Source organism: Pseudomonas sp. 2FE, assembly GCF_005503735.1.
Classification (GTDB): domain Bacteria; phylum Pseudomonadota; class Gammaproteobacteria; order Pseudomonadales; family Pseudomonadaceae; genus Aquipseudomonas.
In genome coordinates this window covers 62,910-82,823 of sequence record NZ_SCMO01000014.1, presented here as the reverse complement: position 1 = coordinate 82,823, position 19,914 = coordinate 62,910, and the positions used below count along the sequence as shown (strand labels likewise).

Genomic DNA, 19,914 nt, shown 5'->3' with positions numbered 1-19,914 from the left:
GATGGCCACCATCGGCATGCTGCTGTCTGACGCCGAGCTGCCGGACTCGCCGAGCGCGCGGCTGGATGCCGAGTTGCTGCTCGCCGCGGTACTCGGCAAGTCGCGCAGCTACCTGCATACCTGGCCGGACCGCGAAGTGCCGAGTGAGCTGGCCGAGCGTTTTGGCGCCGATCTGCAGCGCCGCCGCAGCGGCGAGCCGGTGGCCTATATCCTCGGCCAACAGGGCTTCTGGAGTCTGAATCTGGAAGTCGCTGCGCACACCTTGATTCCCCGCCCGGATACCGAATTGCTGGTGGAGACTGCACTGGCGTTGTTGCCGCAGACGCCGGCTCGGGTCTTGGATTTGGGTACCGGCACCGGGGCCATCGCGTTGGCATTGGCCCACGAGCGGCCGGGCTGGAGTGTCACCGGGGTCGATCGGGTGGCCGAGGCGGTCAGCCTGGCCGAACGCAATCGCGCCCGGCTGCAGTTGCGCAACGCGCTGTTCCGCGAAAGTCACTGGTTTAGCGCCCTGGCCGGTCAGCGTTTTCAACTGATCGTCAGCAACCCGCCGTATATTGCCGCGGGTGACCAGCACCTGGCCGCCGGCGATGTGCGTTTCGAGCCGGCCAGCGCGCTGGTGGCCGGCGTCGACGGGTTGGACGATATCCGCGCGATCATTCAGCAGGCGCCCGACTATCTCGAAGTGGGCGGCTGGTTGCTGCTGGAGCACGGTTTCGAGCAGGCGGCCGCAGTTCGCGCGCTGCTGACGGCGCAAGGTTTCAGCGCAGTAGAGAGCCGCCGCGATCTCGGCGGCCACGAACGGATCAGCCTGGGGCGTTATGGCAATGAATGATGAAACCCTGCTCAGCGACCAGGAACTGCTGCGCTACAGCCGGCAGATACTGCTGGCGCAAATCGATATCGACGGTCAGCTGCGGCTGAAACAGAGCCGGGTCTTGATCGTCGGTCTGGGCGGCCTTGGTTCGCCCGTCGCGCTGTATCTGGCGGCGGCGGGTATCGGTGAGCTGCACCTGGCAGACTTCGACAGGGTCGACCTGACCAACCTGCAGCGGCAAATTGCCCATGACACCGCGAGTATCGGCCAGAGCAAGGTCGACTCGATGATCAGCCGGCTGGCGGCGCTCAATCCTGAAGTCCAGTTACGTGCCCATCGCGTCGCGCTGGACCAGGACTCCCTGGCCGCGGCCGTGGCGGCGGTGGATCTGGTGCTGGATTGCTCGGACAACTTCGGCACCCGTGAGGCGGTCAATGCCAGCTGCGTCGCGGCGAAAAAACCACTGGTCAGTGGTGCGGCGATCCGTCTGGAAGGCCAGCTTTCGGTGTTCGATCCGCGGCGCGCCGATAGCCCCTGTTACCACTGCTTGTATGGCCACGGCAGCGAGGCCGAATTGACCTGCAGTGAGGCCGGGGTAGCCGGGCCGTTGGTGGGCCTGGTCGGCTCGTTGCAGGCGCTGGAGGCGCTGAAATTGCTCGCCGGTTTTGGTGAACCGTTGATTGGCCGCTTGCTGCTGATCGATGCCTTGGGCACGCGTTTCCGCGAGTTGCGGGTCAAACGCGACCCGGCCTGCGCGGTGTGTGGCGCTGCGCATGCTTAAGTCCGCGCCGATTGGCGTCTTCGATTCCGGGGTCGGCGGGCTTTCCGTGCTGCGCGAGATTCGCGCGTGCCTGCCTGAGGAATCCTTGCTGTATGTCGCCGACAGCGGTCACGTGCCCTACGGCGAGAAGAGCCCGGAGTTTATCCGCGAACGCAGTGGGGTCATCGCCGAGTTCCTCCTGGAGCAGGGCGCAAAGGCCTTGGTGTTGGCCTGCAATACCGCGACCGCGGCGGGCATCGCCGAATTGCGTGCGCGTTACCCGCAATTGCCGATCATCGGCATGGAGCCTGCGGTCAAGCCGGCTGCGGCTGCGACCCAGAGCGGTGTGGTCGGAGTGCTGGCGACCACCGGCACCTTGCAGAGCGCCAAGTTCGCCGCTTTGCTCGATCGCTTCGCCAGCGATGTGCGGGTGATCACCCAGCCCTGCCCGGGTCTGGTCGAGCGCATCGAAGCCGGCGAGCTGGATGGCTGGGCAACTCGCGAATTGCTCCAAGGCTTGGTCGAGCCGTTGTTGGCCGAGGGCTGCGACACGCTGATCCTCGGCTGCACCCACTACCCCTTCATCAAGCCGCTGCTGCGCCAATTGGTGCCGGAATCGGTCAGCCTGATCGACACCGGTGCGGCGGTGGCGCGACATTTGCGGGGCCTGCTCGCTGAGCGTGAGTTGCTGGCGCAGGGCCCGGCGCAGGCCGGACGCTTCTGGTCGAGCGGTGAGCCGACGCAGCTGTTGCGGGTATTGCCGGTCCTGTGGGGCGAGCCGGCGCCGGTAGAGGCGTTACTGCGCTAAGCAACGTTTGATGGGTTTGTCGGCTTTCCTTTAGAACAAAGATTTCTATACTCGGATTTAGAACGCAGATTCTTCTTTGCCAACCATACAAAAAGGAAGTTGCCATGAAATTGTTTTCTTTGGTTGCGGTTGCAGCCCTTTCCTTGGGGGGCGTCCTGTCGGCGCAGGCGGCCGATGTCAGCGTGGCTATAGGCCAGACGGGTGAGTCGACCATGGTCTATCGCCTGGGTACGCAATTCGAGTTTGCCAGCAACTGGTTCCAGAGCGATGTGGGTCGCCTGACGGGTTACTGGGATGCCGCTTACACCTATTGGGATGGCGACGAGGCCGCGAGTAACCACAGCCTGTCGTTTGCTCCGGTATTCGTCTACGAGTTCGCCGGCGAAAGCGTGAAGCCCTATGTCGAGGCCGGCATCGGGGTGGCCTTGTTCGCCAATACCGAGGTGGAAGACAAGCAGTTGGGCTCCGCCTTCCAGTTTGAGGATCGGATCGGCGCCGGCCTACGCTTTGCCGGTCAGGAAGTGGGGATTCGGGCGATGCACTACTCCAACGCCGGCTTGCAGAGCCCGAACGATGGGGTAGAGACCTATACCCTGCATTACCGCCTCTCGTTTTAAGGCGCAGGGAAACAAAAACCGGGCCAGGACCCGGTTTTTTTATTCCTGAATGCGGCAGCGTTTAGCGATAAATCGTCGACAGGCCGCTGCGTTCTTCCAGGCACTCGGCTGAGCCCATTTCAAACTCGCGGCAGACCCAGGGGCGATTCTCATAGATGCTGCAGAGCATGGTGTCGCGGTCGAGGGCGATGCACCAGCCATCATCGAGTCGAGCCATGACGTCGCCGCCCCACTCATCGGTGTCGATATAGCGGTCGGGCACGCCGGTGTCGGTGAGCAGGATGACTTCCAACTGGCAGCAGCAGGCCGCGCAGGTGGAGCAGGTCACGGCCGGCTCGGGCTCGAGGGTGGTCAGCGGGATCTGGTTGGAGTCGGTAGTCATAGGCCGGCAGTGTAAGCCAGCCGCCAGCGGCGGTGTTGTCCAACTGACCAGCGCTTGTCGGACGGGCGTCGATCATCGTTATTGCTCGCCGTGCAGTTTTGAATGAAGGCGAGTCAGCAGACCGGTGCAAGCTTCGCCAGGTGCTTGAACGCCGCCAGCGCGCGCTCGCGGCTCTGCTGCAGATCGACTATCGGTCGCGGGTAGTCGAGCGCGCCGAACAGGCCACCGCCATGCGCAGCCAGGGCCGCAGGATGGTTCAGATCCTTGTTGTTCAGCCCGACCAATTCCGGCAGCCAGTGACGGATAAAGTGGCCGTCCGGGTCGAATCTCTCCGACTGGCTGATCGGGTTGAAGAGGCGGAAATAGGGCACCGAGTCGGTGCCGGTGGAGGCGCTCCATTGCCAGCCGCCGTTGTTGGCGGCGAGGTCGCCGTCGATCAGGTGGCGCATAAAAAAACGCTCGCCCTCGCGCCAGTCGATCAACAGGTTCTTGCTCAGGAACATGGCCACCACCATGCGTAGGCGGTTATGCATCCAGCCGGTGGCCAGCAACTGGCGCATGGCCGCGTCGATGAGTGGGAAGCCGGTGCGGCCCTCCTGCCAGGCCGCCAGTTCATCCGGGGCATTGCGCCAGGGCAGCGCCTCGGTGTCCGGGCGGAAGGCGCGATGACGGGAAACCCGCGGGTAACCCACCAGGATGTGTTTGTAGAACTCGCGCCAGAGCAGTTCGTTGATCCAGCTGACCACACCGCCATTGCCGCTTTCGAATTCGCCGTAGTTGATCATCAGGGCGGCGTGCAGGCACTGACGAGGCGAGACCACGCCGGCTGCCAGGTAGGTCGACAGCTGGCTGGTGCCGGGTTTGGCCGGCAGGTCGCGCTGCTCCTGGTAGAAACCGATCTGCTCTTCGGCAAAGCGCTGCAAGCGTTCCAAGGCCGCCGCTTCGCCCGCTGGCCAGAGCTGGCGCAGGCTTTGCTCGGGGGTGGGGAAACCGTCCACGGCCGTGGGAATGGGGTCGCTGGCCAGGCCCAAAGGCGCCTGGGCGGATGGCAGGCGCACCAGGCCGGGCAGGGCCGTGTGCAGGCGGCTGTAACAGAGCTTGCGAAACTGGCTGTAGACCTGGAAATAACCGCCGGATTTGCTCAGCACGCTGCCGGGTTTGAACAACAGCTGATCGAGGTGGCTGCGAAAAGTCACCCCCAGCGCATCCAGTGCTGCGGCCACCGCCTGGTCGCGGCTGCTTTCGTGGCTGCCGTATTCCTCGTTGACCTGCACGCAGTCGATTTTCTGCTCCTGGCACAGGCGGGCGATGAGCTTGGGCGCTTCGCTCCAGGTGTCGGCCTGACGGATCAGCAGCGGCACGTTCAGCTCGCCCAGGGCGCGGGACAGTTCCACCAGGTTGCGCAGCCAGAAGTCGACCTTGCTCGGCGCATCGTCATGGCGTTGCCACTGGCCGGGGCTGAGCAGAAACACCGCGAGGGTCGGCCCGGCAGCCATGGCCGCGGCCAGGGCGGTGTTGTCCTGCACGCGCAGATCGCTGCGAAACCAGATCAATTGGCGCATTACGCGGTTCTTAACGGTTTTCCGCTTGCGCCGCGGCCCATTTGGACAGCAGCAACTTGCGCGGGCTAAGTCGGTTCATTGCAGGTGTTCGAGCAAGCGTTTCGCCGCTTCCTGACCGCTCAACCAGGCACCTTCGACTCGCCCGGACAGGCACCAGTCGCCGCAGGCATACAGGCCCAGGTCGGCATCGGCCAGGGTGCCCCATTCGTGGTTGCTGATGGGGCGCGCGTAGAGCCAGCGATGGGCCAGGCTGAAGGCGGGGGCGGGCACGGCGCAGCCGATCAGCTCGGCGAAGGCGCCGTGCAAGTGTTCGATCACCGTTTCCTTAGACAGGTCCAGATGCAGTTTGCTCCAGTTGCTGCTGGCGTGTAGCACCCAGGTGTCCATGTGGGTGTCGCGTCCCGGTTTGCTGCGGTTGCGCGCCAGCCAACTGAGCGGGCCACCCTCGACAAAGCAGCCTTCGACCGCCGTTTCCAGCGGGTTGGCGAACGCCAGTGCGACGGCCCAGGTGGGTTCCATGGCGACGCTGGCGGCGGCGCCGGCCAGCTTCGGGGCGGCGGCCAGCAGGGCACTGGCTTGTGGTGCGGGGGTGGCGATGATGACGTGACTGAAGGGGCCATGGCTCTGGCCCTCGGCATCCTGCAGGCTCCAGTGTTGCTTGCCGCGGAACACTTCGGTGATACGGCAGGAGAAGTTGATGGGCAGGGCGCCGAGCATGGCGCGGGTGATGGCGCTCATGCGTGGGGTGCCGACCCAGCGAACTTGCTCATCTGGCGAGGCGCTGAGCTGTCCGTCGCTGAAGTTGTAGAGGCTCGGCGCCCACTCGGCGACCCAGCCCCGCGTTTGCCACCGCTGGACGGCTTCGAGGAAACGGCGATCGCGGGCGGTGAAGTATTGCGCGCCCAAGTCGAGGGCGCCGGCGTCGCTGCGCTTGCTGGCCATGCGTCCGCCGCTGCTATGGCTTTTATCGAACAGCTGTACCGCCTGCCCCGCCGAATGCAGGGCTTGCGCGGCGGACAGTCCGGCGATGCCGGTACCGATAATGGCGATAGGTGCACTCATGGTCTACCTCGTTACCTAGGGCTGCAGGCTACGCTTTAGACAGAACCTGTACGCTGTAGTTATGTATAGAACGGTTCGGGTTCAACCGCCTCCTTTGCTTTAGGACGGCGCGCGGCTGGAGGAAAGACACGTGCTCGCGACATGAACCAGACTAGGGCTATATCTTCATTTAGCACCAGGCGAGGAGGATGTCATGCATATATTGCTGACCGGCGGCACGGGTTTGATCGGCCGTGCGCTGTGCCGTCATTGGGCGGCGCAGGGGCAGCAGTTGACGGTCTGGAGTCGTACGCCCGAGCGTGTGGCCAGCCTCTGCGGTGCCCAGGTGCGCGGGATTGGTCGCCTCGACGAGCTGGCCGAAGAGCCGCTGGATGCGCTGGTCAACCTGGCTGGCGCGCCCATTGCGGATCGGCCCTGGACCAGCAAGCGCAAGGCACTGCTCTGGGCTAGCCGGATCACCTTGACCGAACAACTGTTGAGCTGGCTGGCAGGCCGCACGCAGAGGCCGCGGGTGCTGCTTTCCGGTTCGGCCGTGGGTTGGTATGGCGATGGGGGTGAGCGTGAGTTGCGCGAATCCACCGCACCGGTGAGCGAGGACTTTGCCAGCCAGTTGTGTGGCGCCTGGGAAGAGACGGCGCAGCGGGCTGCAACGCTGGGGATGCGCGTGGTGCTGGTGCGTACCGGGCTGGTGCTGGCCAACGACGGCGGCTTTTTAAAGCGCCTGCTGCCGCCGTTCAAGCTTGGCCTGGGTGGGCCGATCGGCAATGGTCGACAGTGGATGTCGTGGGTTCATCTGGCCGATCAAATCGCCCTGATCGATTTTCTCTTACGGCAGGAGAGCGCTCAGGGTCCTTATAATGCCTGCGCGCCGCAGCCGGTGCGCAATGCCGAGTTCAGCCGCGCGCTGGGCCGTGTGCTGCAGCGGCCGGCGTGCTTGCCGGTGCCGGCGGTGGTGTTGCGCCTGGCCCTGGGGGAACTGTCCGGTCTACTGCTGGGCGGCCAGCGGGCGCTGCCGGCCCGGCTGAGTGAGGCGGGTTTCAGTTTTCGCTTTAGCGATTTGGATTCGGCCCTGAACGATCTGTTGGGCCGTCATTGATTAGAGGCTGTTTTGAAAATCGTCGAGCGAAGGTCAGGCAAGGCAAAAATGGCTGAGGAAGCGGAGTTTACGAGCTGTAAATGAGCATTCCGAAGCCATTTTTAACGCAGCATCACCAATGCGTAGACAATTTAAAAACAGCCTTTTAGGGATTTTGCATGACCGATCACGCGTTGCTACTGGTCAACCTGGGTTCGCCGGCTTCTACCGAAGTGGCCGATGTACGTAGTTACCTCGACCAGTTCCTGATGGACCCCTATGTGATTGATCTGCCGTGGCCGCTGCGGCGTCTGTTGGTGTCGCTGATCTTGATCAAGCGCCCGGCGGCTTCGGCCCATGCCTATGCCTCGATCTGGTGGGATGAGGGCTCGCCCCTGGTGGTGCTCAGCCGGCGCTTGCAGGAGGCGCTGCAAGCGAGCTGGACCCAGGGCCCGGTGGAGTTGGCGATGCGCTACGGCGAGCCGTCGATCCAGAGCGTGCTGACCTGCCTGGCGGCGCAAGGCATCCAGCGGGTGACGCTGGCGCCGCTGTATCCGCAATTCGCCGACAGCACCGTGACCACTGTGCTGGAAGAGGCCAAGCGGGTGGTGCGCGAGCAGAAGTTGAACCTGCAATTTGCCGCCCTGCCGCCGTTCTACGCTCAGCCGGAGTACCTCGAGGCCTTGGTGGAAAGCGCCAGGCCGCATCTGGAGCAGGGCTTCGATCACCTGCTGCTGAGTTATCACGGCTTGCCGGAGCGCCACCTGCGCAAGCTGGACCCCGCGGGCAGCCATTGCCTGAAAGGCCCGGATTGCTGCCGCACGGCCTCGGCGGAAGTTCTGGCGACCTGCTACCGTGCCCAATGCCTGCGCAGTGCCCAGGCGTTCGCCGAGCGCATGGGCCTGCAGCCCGGACAGTGGTCGGTGTCGTTCCAGTCGCGCCTGGGCCGGGCCAAGTGGATCGAGCCCTACACCGAAACCCGGCTCGAGGAACTGGCTCGACAAGGGGTGAAAAAACTCCTGGTGATGTGCCCGGCGTTCGTTGCCGACTGCATCGAGACCCTGGAAGAAATCGGCATTCGCGGCCTCGAGCAATTTCAGCAGGCCGGTGGCGAGGAGCTGGTGCTGGTGCCCTGCCTGAACGATCACCCGCGCTGGGTGGCGGCGCTGCAAACCCTGTGCGAGCGTGCGCCCCAGGGGCTGTGACTCGCCAGGCATTCGCGCAAGGGCGCTTGCTGCATTCGCTTGATGGATAACGCTCTCCTGGCAGTATAAGTACGGTTGTTGATGAGGCTAAGCTGCGCTCACTTTCAACCGTCGCGCGTCGCGCGTCGCGCAAGCGGCGCCGAGGAGACCGTTAGTGAACAACAATAATAATGTCGGTTATCCCTCCAACCTTCGTGCCTGGGGCACTGTCGCCATCCTGATGGTGGCGTACGTCCTGTCCTTTATCGACCGGCAGATTCTCAACCTGCTGGTCGCGCCAATCCGCCGCGATCTGATGATCAGCGACACCCAGATGAGCCTGCTGATGGGCTTGTCCTTTGCACTGTTCTACACCGTTTGTGGCATTCCCCTCGGCCGGCTCGCCGATAGCAAAAGCCGGCGTGGCTTGATCGCGGTCGGCGTGCTGTTCTGGAGCGCGATGACCGCGGCCTGCGGCATGGCCAGGCTGTACTGGCAATTTCTGCTCTGCCGGATTGGTGTGGGTGTCGGTGAGGCGGCGTTGTCGCCGGCGGCCTATTCGCTGATTGCTGACAGCTTCCCCGCCGAGCGCCGCGCCACCGCCATCAGTGTGTATTCGATGGGGGTTTACCTCGGCTCCGGGTTGGCCTTCCTGCTCGGTGGTTTGGTGATCAAGTTCGCCTCGGCACAGGGCGATGTGCTGCTGCCGGTGCTCGGTGAAGTGCGCCCGTGGCAGTTGATTTTCTTGCTGCTGGGGGCCGCGGGCTTGCTCTTCACCTTAATGATGCAGGCCGTGCGCGAACCTGCTCGGCGCGGTGTGGGTGCCGGGGTGGCGGTGCCGCTGGCCGAGGTCGGTCGTTACATTCGCGCCAACCGCCGCACCGTGCTGTGTCACAACTTCGGTTTTGCCGGGCTGGCCTTCGCCGGTTACGGCAGTGCCGCGTGGATCCCGACGTTCTTTATTCGCACCTATGGCTGGGATGCTGGGCACGTCGGCGTGGTCTACGGCGGCATCGTCGCGGTCTTTGGTTGCCTGGGCATCGTCTTCGGCGGACGTCTGGCGGATTGGATGGCCAAGCGCGGGCGGACTGACGCCAATATGCGCGTCGGCCTGTATGCGGCGCTGGGTGCGTTGCCCTTCGTGCTGGCCTTCCCGCTGCTGGACAGCGCCAATCTGGCGGCGCTGCTGATGGCGCCGACGGTGTTCTGCCTGAGCATGCCGTTCGGCGTGGCGCCGGCGGCGATTCAGGACATCATGCCGAACTCCATGCGTGGCCAGGCCTCGGCGATTTACCTGTTCGTCATCACCCTGATCGGCCTGGGCATCGGCCCGACGGCGGTGGCGTTGGTGACCGACTATGTGTTCGCCGACGATAACGCGCTGCGTTATTCGCTTCTGCTGGTCACCAGCCTGGCGGTGCTGAGTTCGGTGTACCTGCTGAACAAGGGCTTGCAGCCCTACCGTGACAGCGTGGTGCGCTTGCAGCAGTGGGCGGCCGAGCCTGTCGGCGGCGGGTCAGCAAAGAGTGCGTCGTCACCCTCATTCGCCATTTCCGCGCAGGCCGGAATCTAGGATCAAAGGGTTTTGAGCATAAAAAAGCCCCGCAACTGCGGGGCTTTTTTAGGGTTGGAAGGTCAGCGCTTCTGCTCGTCGAGCGCCTTGTTCTTCCAGCTGTCATTGCCCGGCAACAGCAGGTTGAGGCCGATGGCGACGATGGCACAGAGGGCGATGCCCTTCAGGCCGAAGTCGTCCGGCCCGGTGCCGCTGCCGATCAATACACCGCCAATGCCGAATACCAGTGTCACGGAGACGATCACCAGATTGCGCGCCTCGGCCAGATCGACCTTGTGGCGGATCAGCGTGTTCATCCCGACGGCGGCGATGGAGCCGAACAGCAGGCAGAGAATGCCGCCCATCACCGGTACCGGGATGCTTTGCAGCAGCGCGCCGAACTTGCCGATAAAGGCCAGGGTGATGGCGAAGATCGCCGCCCAGGTCATGATTTTCGGGTTGTAGTTCTTGGTCAGCATCACCGCGCCGGTCACCTCGGCGTAGGTGGTGTTCGGTGGGCCGCCGAACAGGCCGGCGACCGAGGTGGCAATACCGTCACCGAGCAGGGTGCGGTGCAGGCCGGGTTTTTTCAGGTAATCACGGCCGGTCACGCTGCCCACGGCTATCACTCCGCCGATGTGCTCGATCGCCGGCGCCAGGGCGACCGGCACGATAAACAGAATCGCCTGCCAGTTGAACGCCGGCGCGGTGAACTTCGGCAGCTCCAGCCAGGGCGCCGCGGCGATGGCGGCGCTATCGACCACGCCGAAGAAGAACGCCAGCGCGAAACCAACCAGCACACCGGAGATGATCGGCACCAGGCGGAAGAGGCCACGGCCGAACACCGCGACTATCAGCGTGGTCAGCAACGCCGGCATGGAGATCAGCATGGCGGTGCGGTAGGGGATCAACTCGCTGCCGTCACCACTCTTGCCCATCGCCATATTGGCGGCGATCGGCGCCATGGCCAGGCCGATGGCGATGATCACCGGGCCGATGACCACCGGAGGCAGCAGGCGGTCGATGAAGCCGGTGCCTTTGATCTTCACCGCGAGGCCGAGGAAGGTATAGACGAAGCCCGCGGCGACTATGCCGCCCATGGTTTCGGCCAGGCCGAACTGGCCCTTGGCGAGGATGATCGGGGTGATAAAGGCAAAGGACGATGCCAGAAAGACCGGCACCTGCCGCCCGGTGACGAGTTGGAACAGGAGAGTCCCGAGACCCGCGGTGAACAGCGCGACGTTCGGGTCGAGGCCGGTGATCAGCGGCATCAACACCAGCGCGCCGAAGGCGACGAAGAGCATCTGCGCGCCCGACAGCACCTGCCGCCAGAGCGGGTCGTGGAATTCATCCTGCATGCTTAGGCATCCTTTTGCTTGGTGCCGAAAATTTTGTCGCCGGCATCGCCCAGCCCGGGAATGATGTAGCCGTGTTCGTTCAGGCGCTGGTCGATGGAGGCGGTGAAGATCAGCACATCCGGGTGGGCGGCTTGCACCGCCTGGATGCCCTCGGGCGCGGCGACCAGCACCATGGCGCGGATCTCCTTGCAGCCGGCTTTCTTCAGCAGGTCGATGGTGGCAACCATCGAGCCGCCAGTGGCCAGCATCGGGTCGACGATCAGCGCCAGGCGCTCGTCGATCTCGGGCACCAGTTTTTCCAGGTAGGTGTGCGCTTGCAGGGTTTGTTCATTACGCGCGACGCCCACGGCGCTGACCTTGGCGCCGGGAATCAGGCTGAGCACGCCATCCAGCATGCCGATGCCGGCGCGCAGAATCGGCACCACGGTGATCTTCTTGCCGGCGATCTTTTCCACCTGCACGCTGCCGCACCAGCCCTGGATCTCGTAGCTTTCCAGCGGCAGGTCTTGCGTGGCCTCGTAGGTGAGCAGGGCGCCCACTTCCTGAGCCAGTTCGCGGAAATTTTTCGTGCTGATATCGGCGCGGCGCATCAGGCCGAGCTTGTGGCGGATCAGCGGGTGGCGGATCTCACGGATGGGCATGGGGATGGGCTCCGGCGGGGCTGGGGATAATGTTCGCTAAAGTACAGTACTAGCAGCAAAGCGGCGGGCAAGTGTAGCGGCCAGTGAGCCCTATAGCTCGGAAAGACCTGTCGCACCGGTCAGGATGGACTTGCCGTCGTGCCGGCGGATGCGTACCTTTGCCCACTTTTCTTAAACTGCCCCTGGAGCGCGCCATGTCCGTCGATCTCGAGCACATTCGTCAAGTCATGGCGCAAGCCGACTGCCTGTACAACGAAACCGAAGTGGAAGCCGCGATCGCTAGCGTCGCCGTGGCGATCAACGCCGAACTGGCCGAGCGCAATCCGGTGGTGTTCTGCGTGATGAACGGCGGTCTGATCTTCTCCGGCAAGCTGTTGCCGAAGCTGAATTTCCCGCTGGAGCTGTCCTACCTGCACGCCACGCGCTATCGCAATGAAACCAGCGGCGGCGATCTGTTCTGGAAGGCCAAGCCGGAAGTGTCCTTTATCGACCGCGATGTCCTGATCATCGACGACATTCTCGATGAAGGGCACACCCTCGGCGCGATCATCGATTTCTGCCGCCATGCGGGCGCGGCCAACGTGCATATCGCCGTGCTGATCGACAAAACCCACGACCGTAAGGCGCGCCCGGACCTGCAAGCCAACTATGTCGGTCTGCCTTGCGTCGACCGTTACATCTTCGGTTACGGCATGGACTACAAGGGCTACTGGCGCAATGCGCCAGGCATCTACGCAGTTAAAGGCCTGTAATGACTGAGCCTCGTTTCCTCGACCAGACGCTGTTCGCCGAGCTGGCGCAGAAAGCCGCGGCCAACCCGCGTGGCCGTCAGCACCATAACTTCCACCAGATGGAAGAGCCCTGCCACCGCATGGCGGTCGGCTTGCAGCCACACACCTATATCCCGCCGCATCGCCACCTCTCGGCCGATAAAGCCGAGGCCTTGCTGGTGCTCAAGGGGCGTTTGGGGCTGTTGCTCTTCAGCGACAGCGGCGAGGTGCTGGCCAAGCGTGTGCTCGAGGCGGGGGGCGACTGCGTGGGTGTGGACCTGCCGCCTGGGGTGTTCCATGCCTTGGTGGTGCTGGAGGCCGACAGCCTGTTGTTCGAATGCAAGGCCGGCCCCTATCGGCCGGTTGGCGCCGGCGAGCAGGCAGAGTGGGCGCCGCGCGAGGGTGAGGCTGGGGTTGCCGATTACCAGGCCTGGATGCGTGCGCAGTTCAACGACTAAGCCGGTTGCCTGGGGGCACTGCCGATGACCTGTAGGCGTGAGCGCTGTTGGCGAGCGTTGGTGTGCCGAGCTTAAAGCTGATCGCGAGCAGGGCTCGCTCCTAGCTATGGCCTTCATCCAACCAACGCAGCGCCTTCTCCCGCGCCTGCTGCAGATCCTGCACATACGCCAGCTGCCCCTGGACGCGGTGTATCCCCGCACGGCGGAGTTTCAGGCGCACCCGCGGCGACGTGCCGACCAGCACCAGGCCGATACCCTGGTGGCGATAGTCGCGCAGCACATTGTCCAGCGCGGCCAGGGCGGTCATGTCCAGCATCGGCACCGCGCTCATTTCGACGATCACCACCCGCACCCCAGGGGTAAAGCGGCGCAGTACGTTGAGCGCTTTTTCGGCGGCGCCGAAGAACAGCGGGCCACGAATGGCATAGGCCAAGATGTGCTCAGGCAGATCGTGCAGCGCTTGATGGAAATGCTTGGGCAAGGGCTCGGTGTCGGTCAGATCGCTCATGCGCTTGATAAATAGCCCGGCCGCGAGCAGTAGACCGACACCCACCGCCAGCACCATATCGAACAGGACGGTGAGAGTCAGGCAGGTCAGCAGCACCAGCACGTCGCTGCGCGGGGCAATGCGCAGGGTATGCAAGACATGCCTGGGTTCACTCATATTCCACGCGACGATCAGCAGCAATGCCGCCAGCGCGGCCATCGGCAGGTAGCTGAATAAAGGCGCGAGCAGCAGGATGGCGACCAGTACCACGCTGGCATGAATGATCGCCGCCAGGGGTGAGAAGGCACCGGCGCGTACGTTGGCGGCGCTGCGGGCGATTGCGGCGGTGGCGGTGATCCCGCCGAACAGCGGCGCAACCAGATTGCCCAGCCCCTGGCCGATCAGCTCGGCATTCGGGTCGTGCTTGCTGCCGGTCATGCCGTCAGCGACCACCGCGCAGAGCAGTGACTCGATGGCGCCGAGCATGGCGATGGCAAACGCCGGGGCGAGCAGTTGGCGGATCAGCTCGAACGACAGTGGCAACGGCGCGCCATCCGCCCCGGGCAGTTGCCAGGGCCAGGCGAAACTCGGCAGAAACGGTGGGATGCCAGGATGCCTGACGCCATCCAGCAGGTAGCTAAAGCGTTCGCCGAGCGTCGCCACCGGCACGCCGAAACGCTCCAGTGCCACCCCCAGCAAGGCGCCGGCGGCCAAGGCCACCAGATGCCCCGGGATCTTGGGCACCCAGCGCGGCCAGAGGACTAAAACCGCCAAGCAGACTGCCGCGACCACGGCATCGCCGAGCTGGATGCTGGGCAGCGCCTGCACCAGCAGGCCGAGCTGTTCCACATAGTTCTGCGGTTGGCTGCTCAGGCTGAGGCCAAGTAGATCCTTCAACTGCAAGGTGGCAATGACGATGCCGATGCCGGCGGTAAAACCCAGCGTCACGGGGTAGGGGATGTACTGGATCAGCCGGCCAGCCCGCGCCAAGCCCATGGCAATCATGATCAGCCCGGCCAGTAGCGTGCAGAGGAGCAAGCCGCCAAGCCCGAACTGTTGCGTGATCGGTAGCAGGATGACCACAAAGGCGGCCGTCGGCCCGGAGATATTGAAGCGCGAACCGCCGCTGAGCGCGATCAAGGGCGCGCCGATCAGCACCGTATACAGGCCGTGCTGCGGCGCTACACCGACGGCAATCGCCAGGGCCATGGCCAGCGGGATGGCGATGATCCCGACCGTTACCCCGGCGCTGAGGTCGCCGCGCAGGGCCTGCCATGAGTAACCGGCGCGCCGGGTCTGGCGCCAGGCCGCGAATAACGGGGGTAAAGAAAATGCCATAGGGGCTCCACGGGAATTGCCAGGAGTATAGAGCCGCAGGCGCTTAAGGTGGCTGACCTAAGTCGTCTGTGAGCGCGGCAAAGTCGCATGCTAGAGTGGCTCGCTGATTTTTCCCGGAGTTACCGATGCTTGTCTATATCCGTTGCATTGCGTGGTTACTGGTGGCCTGCAGCCTGCCACTGTCTGCCAGCGCCGCTCCACTCTTGCACGTGCAGTTCCTGCCGCCGGATGATCTCGCCTTGCGCCAGGAGCAGCCCGAGCAACAACAGCTGATTCAAATCACCGAATACTCCGTGGTGGTCGGCAGCCAGCGGCAGTCCAGCCAGCAGCCGATTCCGATTACCTCACCGGTGTTGCTGCGCTTGAAAGGCAAGCCGCTCAGCCAGGGGGCGAATGTCAGCCAGGTGCTGATTCACTTCGACGCTGAGGGCAAAAGCCTGAAAAAACCCAGTTACGACGCGAAAACCCGCGTGCTCAGTCTGAACTACCCCTTGGCGCAGTACAGCCTGTTGCTCGATCTGCTGCGCACCGGCACGCTGTATTGCCAGTTCCTCAGCTATCCGAATGGGCATGTCTGGGCCGACCTGCATACCGGCGCACAGCGCGCGCGTTGAGCGCCAGGGCGTGGCGGGGGTAAACTGCCGGCCCGGCGATGTCTGGTCCCCACTACGTCAAGAGAAGTGAACGATGCGTAAAGACAAGAAGCAGGTGATTGGCGAAGAGATTGGTGATGAGCCGATCAAACTGTTCCTCGACGTGGAGCCGGGCGACGACACGCCAGCGTCCCTGCACAAGCTGGTCAAGGCTTACCGTGGCCTGCGTATCGACGATTTCGAACGTTTTATCGGTTTCTTCGTGGCCGCCGGTTACGACCTGAATGCCAAGAATGCACAGGGCCAGGATTTTATCGCGCTGATCCAGGATCAGCGCCAGGCTGAGCCTTACATCGAGGTGATCAAAGCCGCCCGCGGCTGATCTGCCTGACGCTAAAAGCCCGCTCGTCACACGGCGGGCTTTTTTGTCTTCGCGGTGTGCCGCGCTTTTCTACACTGAGCCTTCCAGCAACAGCCATTTGCTTCGGAGGCAAGCATGCGAATCGAACCCTATCTGTTCTTCAACGGCCGGTGTGACGAGGCCTTGCAGTTCTATACCCAGGCGCTGGGCGCGAAAGTCACTATGCTCGTGCGCTTCAAGGATGCGCCAGAGCAAGAGGGCATGCCGCAGGCGGACCCGGACAAGGTGATGCACGCCAACCTGCAGATTGGCGGCAGCCAGGTGATGGCGTCGGATGGCATGTGCTCAGGCGTCCAGGCGTTCAACGGTTTCAATCTGTCGATCAGCACCAATAGCCTGGAGCAGGCCGAGCAGGCTTTTACTGCCCTGGCCGAGGGTGGCCAGGTCAGCATGCCTTTGCAGAAAACCTTTTGGGCGTCGGCTTTCGGCATGCTCACCGATCGCTTCGGCGTGGCCTGGATGGTTAATTGCGAGGCGGCCGACCCAGGCACTTCGTTGCCCTAACCTCAGGCACAAAAAAACCGCCCCGAGGGGCGGTTTTTTCTAGCGAGAGAGATTGGCTAGGGCTCAGAGGCTAACCTCTGGAACGTTGCTCTTCACCGTCAACTCCAGGTGCTCATCGCTACGCGCGCTGACTTCACGGTACAGCGCGGCATCGGCTTCCAGCACCTTCTCCCGGGCCGGGAACATTTCCTTGAGCTTGCTCGCCCACTGCGCGGAGCGCACCTGCTCGGGGAAGCAGCGTTCGATCAGTTCCAGCATGATCGACACCGTCACCGAGGCACCTGGCGAGGCGCCGAGCAGGGCGGCGATGGTGCCGTCTTCGGCCGCGACCAGTTCGGTGCCGAACTGCAAGATGCCGCCCTTTTTCGGGTCTTTCTTGATGATCTGCACGCGTTGCCCGGCCACTTCCAGGCGCCAGTCGGCGGCTTTGGCCTGCGGGTAGAAGCGCCGTAGCGCATCCAGGCGTTGCTCGCTGGACTGCATCACTTCGCTGACCAGATAGCGGGTCAGGTCGAAGTTGTCACGGGCCACTGCCAGCATCGGGCCGATGTTGCTTGGGCGAATCGACAGCGGCAGATCGAGGAAGGAACCGTGCTTGAGGAACTTGGTGCTGAAGCCGGCATAGGGCCCGAACAGCAGGGACTTCTTGCCGTCCACCACACGGGTATCCAGGTGCGGTACCGACATCGGCGGCGAACCGACCGCGGCCTGGCTGTAAACCTTGGCCTCGTGTTGTTTGACGATCTCCGGATCATCGCAACGCAACCACTGGCCACTGACCGGAAAGCCGCCAAAGCCCTTGCCTTCTGGAATGCCGGACATCTGCAGCAGCGGCAGGGCGCCGCCGCCCGCGCCGAGGAAGACGAAGCGCGAGTTCACTTCCCGCAGGTTGCCGCTCTGGGTGTCCTTGATGCTGACGCGCCAGCCACTGTCGGTGCGCTGCAGGCCAGTGACTTTCTTGTTGTACTTGACCTGGCAGTCCGACTTGTTGGCCAGGTACTTGAGCAGTTGCGTGGTCAGGGCGCCAAAGTTGACGTCGGTACCCGCGAGTATGCGGGTGGCCGCAATCGGCTCATCGGCCGGGCGGCCGGGCATCATCAACGGCATCCACTCGGCCATGGTGGCCTGGTCTTCGCTGTACTCCATGTCGGCGAAGGCATGGTGCTTGATCATCGCCGCGAACCGCGTCTTGAGAAAGGCGATGCCCTCGTCGCCTTGCACGAAGCTCAGGTGCGGTATCGGGTTGATGAAGGTTTTCGGCGAGCCGAAGCTGCCTTGCTCGATCAGATAGGTCCAGAACTGCTTCGACACCTCGAACTGGGTGTTGATGCTGACCGCCTTCTTGATGTCGATGGAGCCGTCCGCAGCTTCCGGCGTGTAGTTCAGCTCGCACAGCCCGGCATGCCCGGTACCGGCGTTGTTCCAAGGGTTGGAACTCTCGATAGCCCCCGACTCTTGCAACTCAACGACTTCCAGCTTGATGCCGGGGTCGAGCTCTTTCAACAGCACGGCCAGTGTCGCACTCATGATGCCGGCTCCAACCAGCACCACATCGACAGCCTCGTAATCGTTTTGCGCCATGTGCTCGCCACACTCTTGTGAAGTAGTGAAAACCGTTTTTTCACGCTCTTTTGGAGTCGTGAACCTCAAAAGCTCATGTGCCACCGGCGCATACCTGGGGGGCAATACGCTGCAGGGTTGCCAGACGTTTTGCGTGACAGGCGAAGCCGGAAAAGGCAACACGAAGGGGGCGACTCTCTGGGGCGGTGCGGGCTGATGCTGAGCACATCAGAGTAACTGCGAGGCCCGATCAGGAGACGTCCTTATAATCGGGGCGCGATTATAACGGCGAAATCGGCAAAGTCGCTTTTTTAGCGTGACTTTTCTTCTTCCGTCGGTCAGGCCGCCAACGGCTAGCGACGGGCTGAATGCGTGACGACTGGTGCGCTGCGGGCTTGGCTGGCGATTCGTGTGGCCGTAGCAGCCCAGCAGCCCTGTTAGCGCGTGACATCGCTGGTTATACTGCCGGCCACTTTAAGCGGCCCAATCGGGCGTTTCACCCCTCTGGAGAGATGAGCATGCTGCATCGCCTGTTGCTTGGTCTGATCGCTGTTACCAGCCTGACTCTGGTCGGCTGTGCCCACAGCCCACAACAACTCAGCCCGCAACCGCAACTGACCACGCCGCTGACGGCGGTTGGCCAAGGTCAGCCGGTCGTGGTGCGGGTGGTCGATGGTCGGCCGTCGCCGCTGCTGGGTACCCGCGGTGGTTTGTATCCGGAAACCAGCGCGATCAGCGTCGCTGCCGCGGATATCGTGCCCAAGTTGCAGGCGCAGGCCGAAGCGGCGGTGCGCTTGCTCGGGTTCACCCCGTCGCCGAATGCCTATAACGCGCCGCAGTTGACCATTACCCTGGCCGAGCTGAAGTACCAGTCACCGAAAGAAGGCCTGTACGTGACTGAGGCAACCATCAGTGCGACCTTCCGCGCCGATGTGCAGAACGCCACACGCCGTTACAGCGGCCGTTACGGCTCTTCGCTGGATCAGCGTTTCGGCATGGCGCCGAACCAGCAGACCAATACCAAGCTGGTGAGCGACGTGCTCAGCGATGCGCTGACCCGCGCCTTCAAAGACCCGACCATTGGCCAAATGCTGGCGCAGTAAGCCCAATGAAGTAATGAAAAAGCCCGGTTTAAACCGGGCTTTTTGTTGTGCGCTGTTGGTTGCGGGCAGCGTTCGTCGGTTGCTCAGGCCGCTTCGCTGTACAGCTGCGGCAGACTGAAACCTGTCTGTTGGTCGATCTCTGGCAGGTCGTAATGCTCGTGGCCGCCAAGGGCGCAATAGACCAACCAATGGCGATCCTGCACGTTGAAGGCGAGGCCGTCGATCAGCGCTTCCTGCTCGTCGCTGGGGCTGATGTGGTAGAGCGGATCCTGAATCTGGGCATGCAGCATGCTGGGCTCCTGGTGAGGGTTGGGCGTGTCAGATTGGCCTAGTTGTTTGACGATATCGTGACGCTGGGAACCTGATCACGAAGCCTTGCTGGCCTGCGCCGCGGTGCGACGCGAGGTGCTCGGGCATTCGTCGGAAACGTCGCGCAGTGCTCTATGGCTTCGGTAGAATCCGCCGCCGTAGCGAGCCCATGTCGGGCTTGCTCGGGTCTATCCAGGGCATTGCGCTATTCGCCGCGTGCCACCTGAAACAGAGGTTATTGATGTCGCTGCAGGCGTTGTTATCCCTGGGGCTTGCCCATCCAGCCCAACTGATTAATGGTTTGGCGCTGTTCTTTGCCGTTGCCGGCAGCTGGTTGCTGGTGGCTACCCGTTTGCGTGAGCGGCGCGCGGTGGCGCAGCTGGCGGCGGACACTGAACTGGGCCAGCGCGATGAGCAGGCCTCGTTACTGGATGAGCCGACCCAGCGCCTGAATCGGTTTTTCAACGGGTTCGGTTTCGCTTGCCTGGCGGCTGCGCTGTTGGTGTCCTGGTTTAGCACTCAGTTCTGAGCCGCTCAAGGACAGCAACAAAAA

Annotated in this window: 22 protein-coding genes; 14 read left to right on the top strand and 8 right to left on the bottom strand. The window is 63.3% G+C overall.

The annotated features are described in order from the left end of the window. Nucleotide 1 precedes the first annotated feature (1 nt). From prmC to FFS12_RS17880, 4 genes are all read left to right on the top strand, one after another. A complete protein-coding gene (prmC, locus tag FFS12_RS17895; protein ID WP_137888812.1) occupies nt 2-835 on the top strand; it encodes a peptide chain release factor N(5)-glutamine methyltransferase in 834 nt (277 codons plus the stop codon). 7 nt (nt 836-842) lie between these two features. Beyond that, nucleotides 843-1,598, top strand: coding sequence for a molybdopterin-synthase adenylyltransferase MoeB (locus FFS12_RS17890; RefSeq protein WP_137888880.1), 756 nt, complete (start codon nt 843-845; stop codon nt 1,596-1,598). Then, nucleotides 1,591-2,385 carry a glutamate racemase gene (murI, locus tag FFS12_RS17885; protein ID WP_137888810.1) on the top strand — a complete coding sequence of 265 codons (795 nt, stop codon included), beginning with the start codon at nt 1,591-1,593 and terminating at the stop codon, nt 2,383-2,385. The genes FFS12_RS17890 and murI overlap by 8 nt, the downstream gene beginning before the upstream one ends. 104 nt (nt 2,386-2,489) lie before the next feature. Then, nucleotides 2,490-3,002 (top strand): acyloxyacyl hydrolase, encoded by a 513-nt coding sequence (locus FFS12_RS17880; protein WP_137888808.1) that lies wholly within the window; start codon nt 2,490-2,492, stop codon nt 3,000-3,002. Between the two features lie 61 nt (nt 3,003-3,063). On the opposite strand, the gene FFS12_RS17875 is transcribed toward FFS12_RS17880, so the two are convergent. The 3 genes from FFS12_RS17875 to FFS12_RS17865 all read right to left on the bottom strand — a co-directional run bounded on the left by FFS12_RS17875 (nt 3,064) and on the right by FFS12_RS17865 (nt 6,008). Next, on the bottom strand, nt 3,064-3,384 hold the full coding sequence (locus tag FFS12_RS17875) for a YkgJ family cysteine cluster protein (protein ID WP_137888806.1): 321 nt from the start codon (nt 3,382-3,384) through the stop codon (nt 3,064-3,066). Between the two features lie 113 nt (nt 3,385-3,497). After that, nucleotides 3,498-4,946, bottom strand: a complete 1,449-nt coding sequence (gene phrB, locus FFS12_RS17870) for a deoxyribodipyrimidine photo-lyase (protein ID WP_137888804.1) — start codon at nt 4,944-4,946, stop codon at nt 3,498-3,500. Nucleotides 4,947-5,021: 75 nt separating this feature from the next. Next, nucleotides 5,022-6,008, bottom strand: a complete 987-nt coding sequence (locus FFS12_RS17865) for an NAD(P)/FAD-dependent oxidoreductase (protein WP_137819953.1) — start codon at nt 6,006-6,008, stop codon at nt 5,022-5,024. A 193-nt stretch (nt 6,009-6,201) separates the two neighbouring features. Between FFS12_RS17865 and FFS12_RS17860 the strand changes: the two genes are divergently transcribed. The 3 genes from FFS12_RS17860 (at nt 6,202) to FFS12_RS17850 (ending at nt 9,840) form a co-directional block, all read left to right on the top strand. Beyond that, complete coding sequence (locus FFS12_RS17860; RefSeq protein ID WP_137888803.1) at nt 6,202-7,104, top strand: TIGR01777 family oxidoreductase; 903 nt, start codon at nt 6,202-6,204, stop codon at nt 7,102-7,104. A gap of 158 nt (nt 7,105-7,262) precedes the next feature. Beyond that, complete coding sequence (hemH, locus tag FFS12_RS17855; protein ID WP_137888802.1) at nt 7,263-8,288, top strand: ferrochelatase; 1,026 nt, start codon at nt 7,263-7,265, stop codon at nt 8,286-8,288. 154 nt (nt 8,289-8,442) lie between these two features. Beyond that, nucleotides 8,443-9,840, top strand: a complete 1,398-nt coding sequence (locus FFS12_RS17850; protein WP_137888801.1) for an MFS transporter — start codon at nt 8,443-8,445, stop codon at nt 9,838-9,840. Between the two features lie 62 nt (nt 9,841-9,902). Here FFS12_RS17850 and FFS12_RS17845 read toward each other — a convergent pair whose 3' ends face one another. Beyond that, entirely contained in the window at nt 9,903-11,177 is a 1,275-nt protein-coding gene (locus FFS12_RS17845; protein ID WP_137888800.1) for a uracil-xanthine permease family protein, read from the bottom strand. Nucleotides 11,178-11,179: 2 nt separating this feature from the next. Further along, a complete protein-coding gene (gene upp / locus FFS12_RS17840; protein WP_137888799.1) occupies nt 11,180-11,818 on the bottom strand; it encodes a uracil phosphoribosyltransferase in 639 nt (212 codons plus the stop codon). A gap of 194 nt (nt 11,819-12,012) precedes the next feature. Here upp and FFS12_RS17835 point away from each other — a divergent pair, with 194 nt between their 5' ends. Together FFS12_RS17835 and FFS12_RS17830 are read left to right on the top strand one after the other, a co-directional pair. Further along, the gene (locus FFS12_RS17835; protein ID WP_137888798.1) at nt 12,013-12,570 is read left to right on the top strand and encodes a hypoxanthine-guanine phosphoribosyltransferase; all 558 of its coding nucleotides are present in this window, start codon (nt 12,013-12,015) and stop codon (nt 12,568-12,570) included. Beyond that, entirely contained in the window at nt 12,570-13,046 is a 477-nt protein-coding gene (locus FFS12_RS17830) for a WbuC family cupin fold metalloprotein (protein WP_137888797.1), read from the top strand. The genes FFS12_RS17835 and FFS12_RS17830 overlap by 1 nt, the downstream gene beginning before the upstream one ends. A 100-nt stretch (nt 13,047-13,146) precedes the next feature. On the opposite strand, the gene dauA is transcribed toward FFS12_RS17830, so the two are convergent. Beyond that, nucleotides 13,147-14,871, bottom strand: a complete 1,725-nt coding sequence (dauA, locus tag FFS12_RS17825) for a C4-dicarboxylic acid transporter DauA (protein ID WP_137888795.1) — start codon at nt 14,869-14,871, stop codon at nt 13,147-13,149. A gap of 125 nt (nt 14,872-14,996) precedes the next feature. On the opposite strand from dauA, the gene FFS12_RS17820 reads away from it, so the two are divergent. The 3 genes from FFS12_RS17820 (at nt 14,997) to FFS12_RS17810 (ending at nt 16,389) form a co-directional block, all read left to right on the top strand. After that, a complete protein-coding gene (locus FFS12_RS17820; RefSeq protein WP_137888793.1) occupies nt 14,997-15,485 on the top strand; it encodes a hypothetical protein in 489 nt (162 codons plus the stop codon). A gap of 73 nt (nt 15,486-15,558) precedes the next feature. After that, nucleotides 15,559-15,846 (top strand): PA4642 family protein, encoded by a 288-nt coding sequence (locus FFS12_RS17815; RefSeq protein WP_137888791.1) that lies wholly within the window; start codon nt 15,559-15,561, stop codon nt 15,844-15,846. Between the two features lie 114 nt (nt 15,847-15,960). Continuing rightward, on the top strand, nt 15,961-16,389 hold the full coding sequence (locus tag FFS12_RS17810; RefSeq protein ID WP_137888789.1) for a VOC family protein: 429 nt from the start codon (nt 15,961-15,963) through the stop codon (nt 16,387-16,389). Nucleotides 16,390-16,452: 63 nt separating this feature from the next. Here FFS12_RS17810 and mqo read toward each other — a convergent pair whose 3' ends face one another. Continuing rightward, a complete protein-coding gene (gene mqo, locus FFS12_RS17805; RefSeq protein ID WP_372239482.1) occupies nt 16,453-18,039 on the bottom strand; it encodes a malate dehydrogenase (quinone) in 1,587 nt (528 codons plus the stop codon). Nucleotides 18,040-18,467: 428 nt separating this feature from the next. Between mqo and FFS12_RS17800 the strand changes: the two genes are divergently transcribed. Continuing rightward, entirely contained in the window at nt 18,468-19,052 is a 585-nt protein-coding gene (locus tag FFS12_RS17800) for a YajG family lipoprotein (RefSeq protein ID WP_137888785.1), read from the top strand. Between the two features lie 83 nt (nt 19,053-19,135). Here FFS12_RS17800 and FFS12_RS17795 read toward each other — a convergent pair whose 3' ends face one another. Further along, nucleotides 19,136-19,342 (bottom strand): hypothetical protein, encoded by a 207-nt coding sequence (locus tag FFS12_RS17795; protein WP_137888783.1) that lies wholly within the window; start codon nt 19,340-19,342, stop codon nt 19,136-19,138. A gap of 260 nt (nt 19,343-19,602) precedes the next feature. Here FFS12_RS17795 and FFS12_RS17790 point away from each other — a divergent pair, with 260 nt between their 5' ends. Further along, nucleotides 19,603-19,890: a hypothetical protein gene (locus FFS12_RS17790; protein ID WP_137888878.1), complete on the top strand. Its 288-nt coding sequence runs from the start codon at nt 19,603-19,605 to the stop codon at nt 19,888-19,890. Nucleotides 19,891-19,914: the final 24 nt, after the last annotated feature.

Bases quoted from the DNA above. Each gene is read 5' to 3' on its own strand.
- FFS12_RS17790 (WP_137888878.1), top strand. From the start codon at position 19,603: ATGTCGCTGCAGGCGTTGTTATCCCTGGGGCTTGCCCATCCAGCCCAA.
- FFS12_RS17845 (WP_137888800.1), bottom strand. From the start codon at position 11,177: ATGCAGGATGAATTCCACGACCCGCTCTGGCGGCAGGTGCTGTCGGGC.
- hemH (WP_137888802.1), top strand. From the start codon at position 7,263: ATGACCGATCACGCGTTGCTACTGGTCAACCTGGGTTCGCCGGCTTCT.
- upp (WP_137888799.1), bottom strand. From the start codon at position 11,818: ATGCCCATCCGTGAGATCCGCCACCCGCTGATCCGCCACAAGCTCGGC.
- dauA (WP_137888795.1), bottom strand. From the start codon at position 14,871: ATGGCATTTTCTTTACCCCCGTTATTCGCGGCCTGGCGCCAGACCCGG.
- FFS12_RS17865 (WP_137819953.1), bottom strand. From the start codon at position 6,008: ATGAGTGCACCTATCGCCATTATCGGTACCGGCATCGCCGGACTGTCC.
- FFS12_RS17810 (WP_137888789.1), top strand. From the start codon at position 15,961: ATGCGAATCGAACCCTATCTGTTCTTCAACGGCCGGTGTGACGAGGCC.
- FFS12_RS17815 (WP_137888791.1), top strand. From the start codon at position 15,559: ATGCGTAAAGACAAGAAGCAGGTGATTGGCGAAGAGATTGGTGATGAG.
- FFS12_RS17875 (WP_137888806.1), bottom strand. From the start codon at position 3,384: ATGACTACCGACTCCAACCAGATCCCGCTGACCACCCTCGAGCCCGAG.
- FFS12_RS17880 (WP_137888808.1), top strand. From the start codon at position 2,490: ATGAAATTGTTTTCTTTGGTTGCGGTTGCAGCCCTTTCCTTGGGGGGC.
- FFS12_RS17830 (WP_137888797.1), top strand. From the start codon at position 12,570: ATGACTGAGCCTCGTTTCCTCGACCAGACGCTGTTCGCCGAGCTGGCG.
- prmC (WP_137888812.1), top strand. From the start codon at position 2: ATGGCCACCATCGGCATGCTGCTGTCTGACGCCGAGCTGCCGGACTCG.
- FFS12_RS17860 (WP_137888803.1), top strand. From the start codon at position 6,202: ATGCATATATTGCTGACCGGCGGCACGGGTTTGATCGGCCGTGCGCTG.
- murI (WP_137888810.1), top strand. From the start codon at position 1,591: ATGCTTAAGTCCGCGCCGATTGGCGTCTTCGATTCCGGGGTCGGCGGG.
- FFS12_RS17835 (WP_137888798.1), top strand. From the start codon at position 12,013: ATGTCCGTCGATCTCGAGCACATTCGTCAAGTCATGGCGCAAGCCGAC.
- FFS12_RS17820 (WP_137888793.1), top strand. From the start codon at position 14,997: ATGCTTGTCTATATCCGTTGCATTGCGTGGTTACTGGTGGCCTGCAGC.
- FFS12_RS17795 (WP_137888783.1), bottom strand. From the start codon at position 19,342: ATGCTGCATGCCCAGATTCAGGATCCGCTCTACCACATCAGCCCCAGC.
- phrB (WP_137888804.1), bottom strand. From the start codon at position 4,946: ATGCGCCAATTGATCTGGTTTCGCAGCGATCTGCGCGTGCAGGACAAC.
- FFS12_RS17800 (WP_137888785.1), top strand. From the start codon at position 18,468: ATGCTGCATCGCCTGTTGCTTGGTCTGATCGCTGTTACCAGCCTGACT.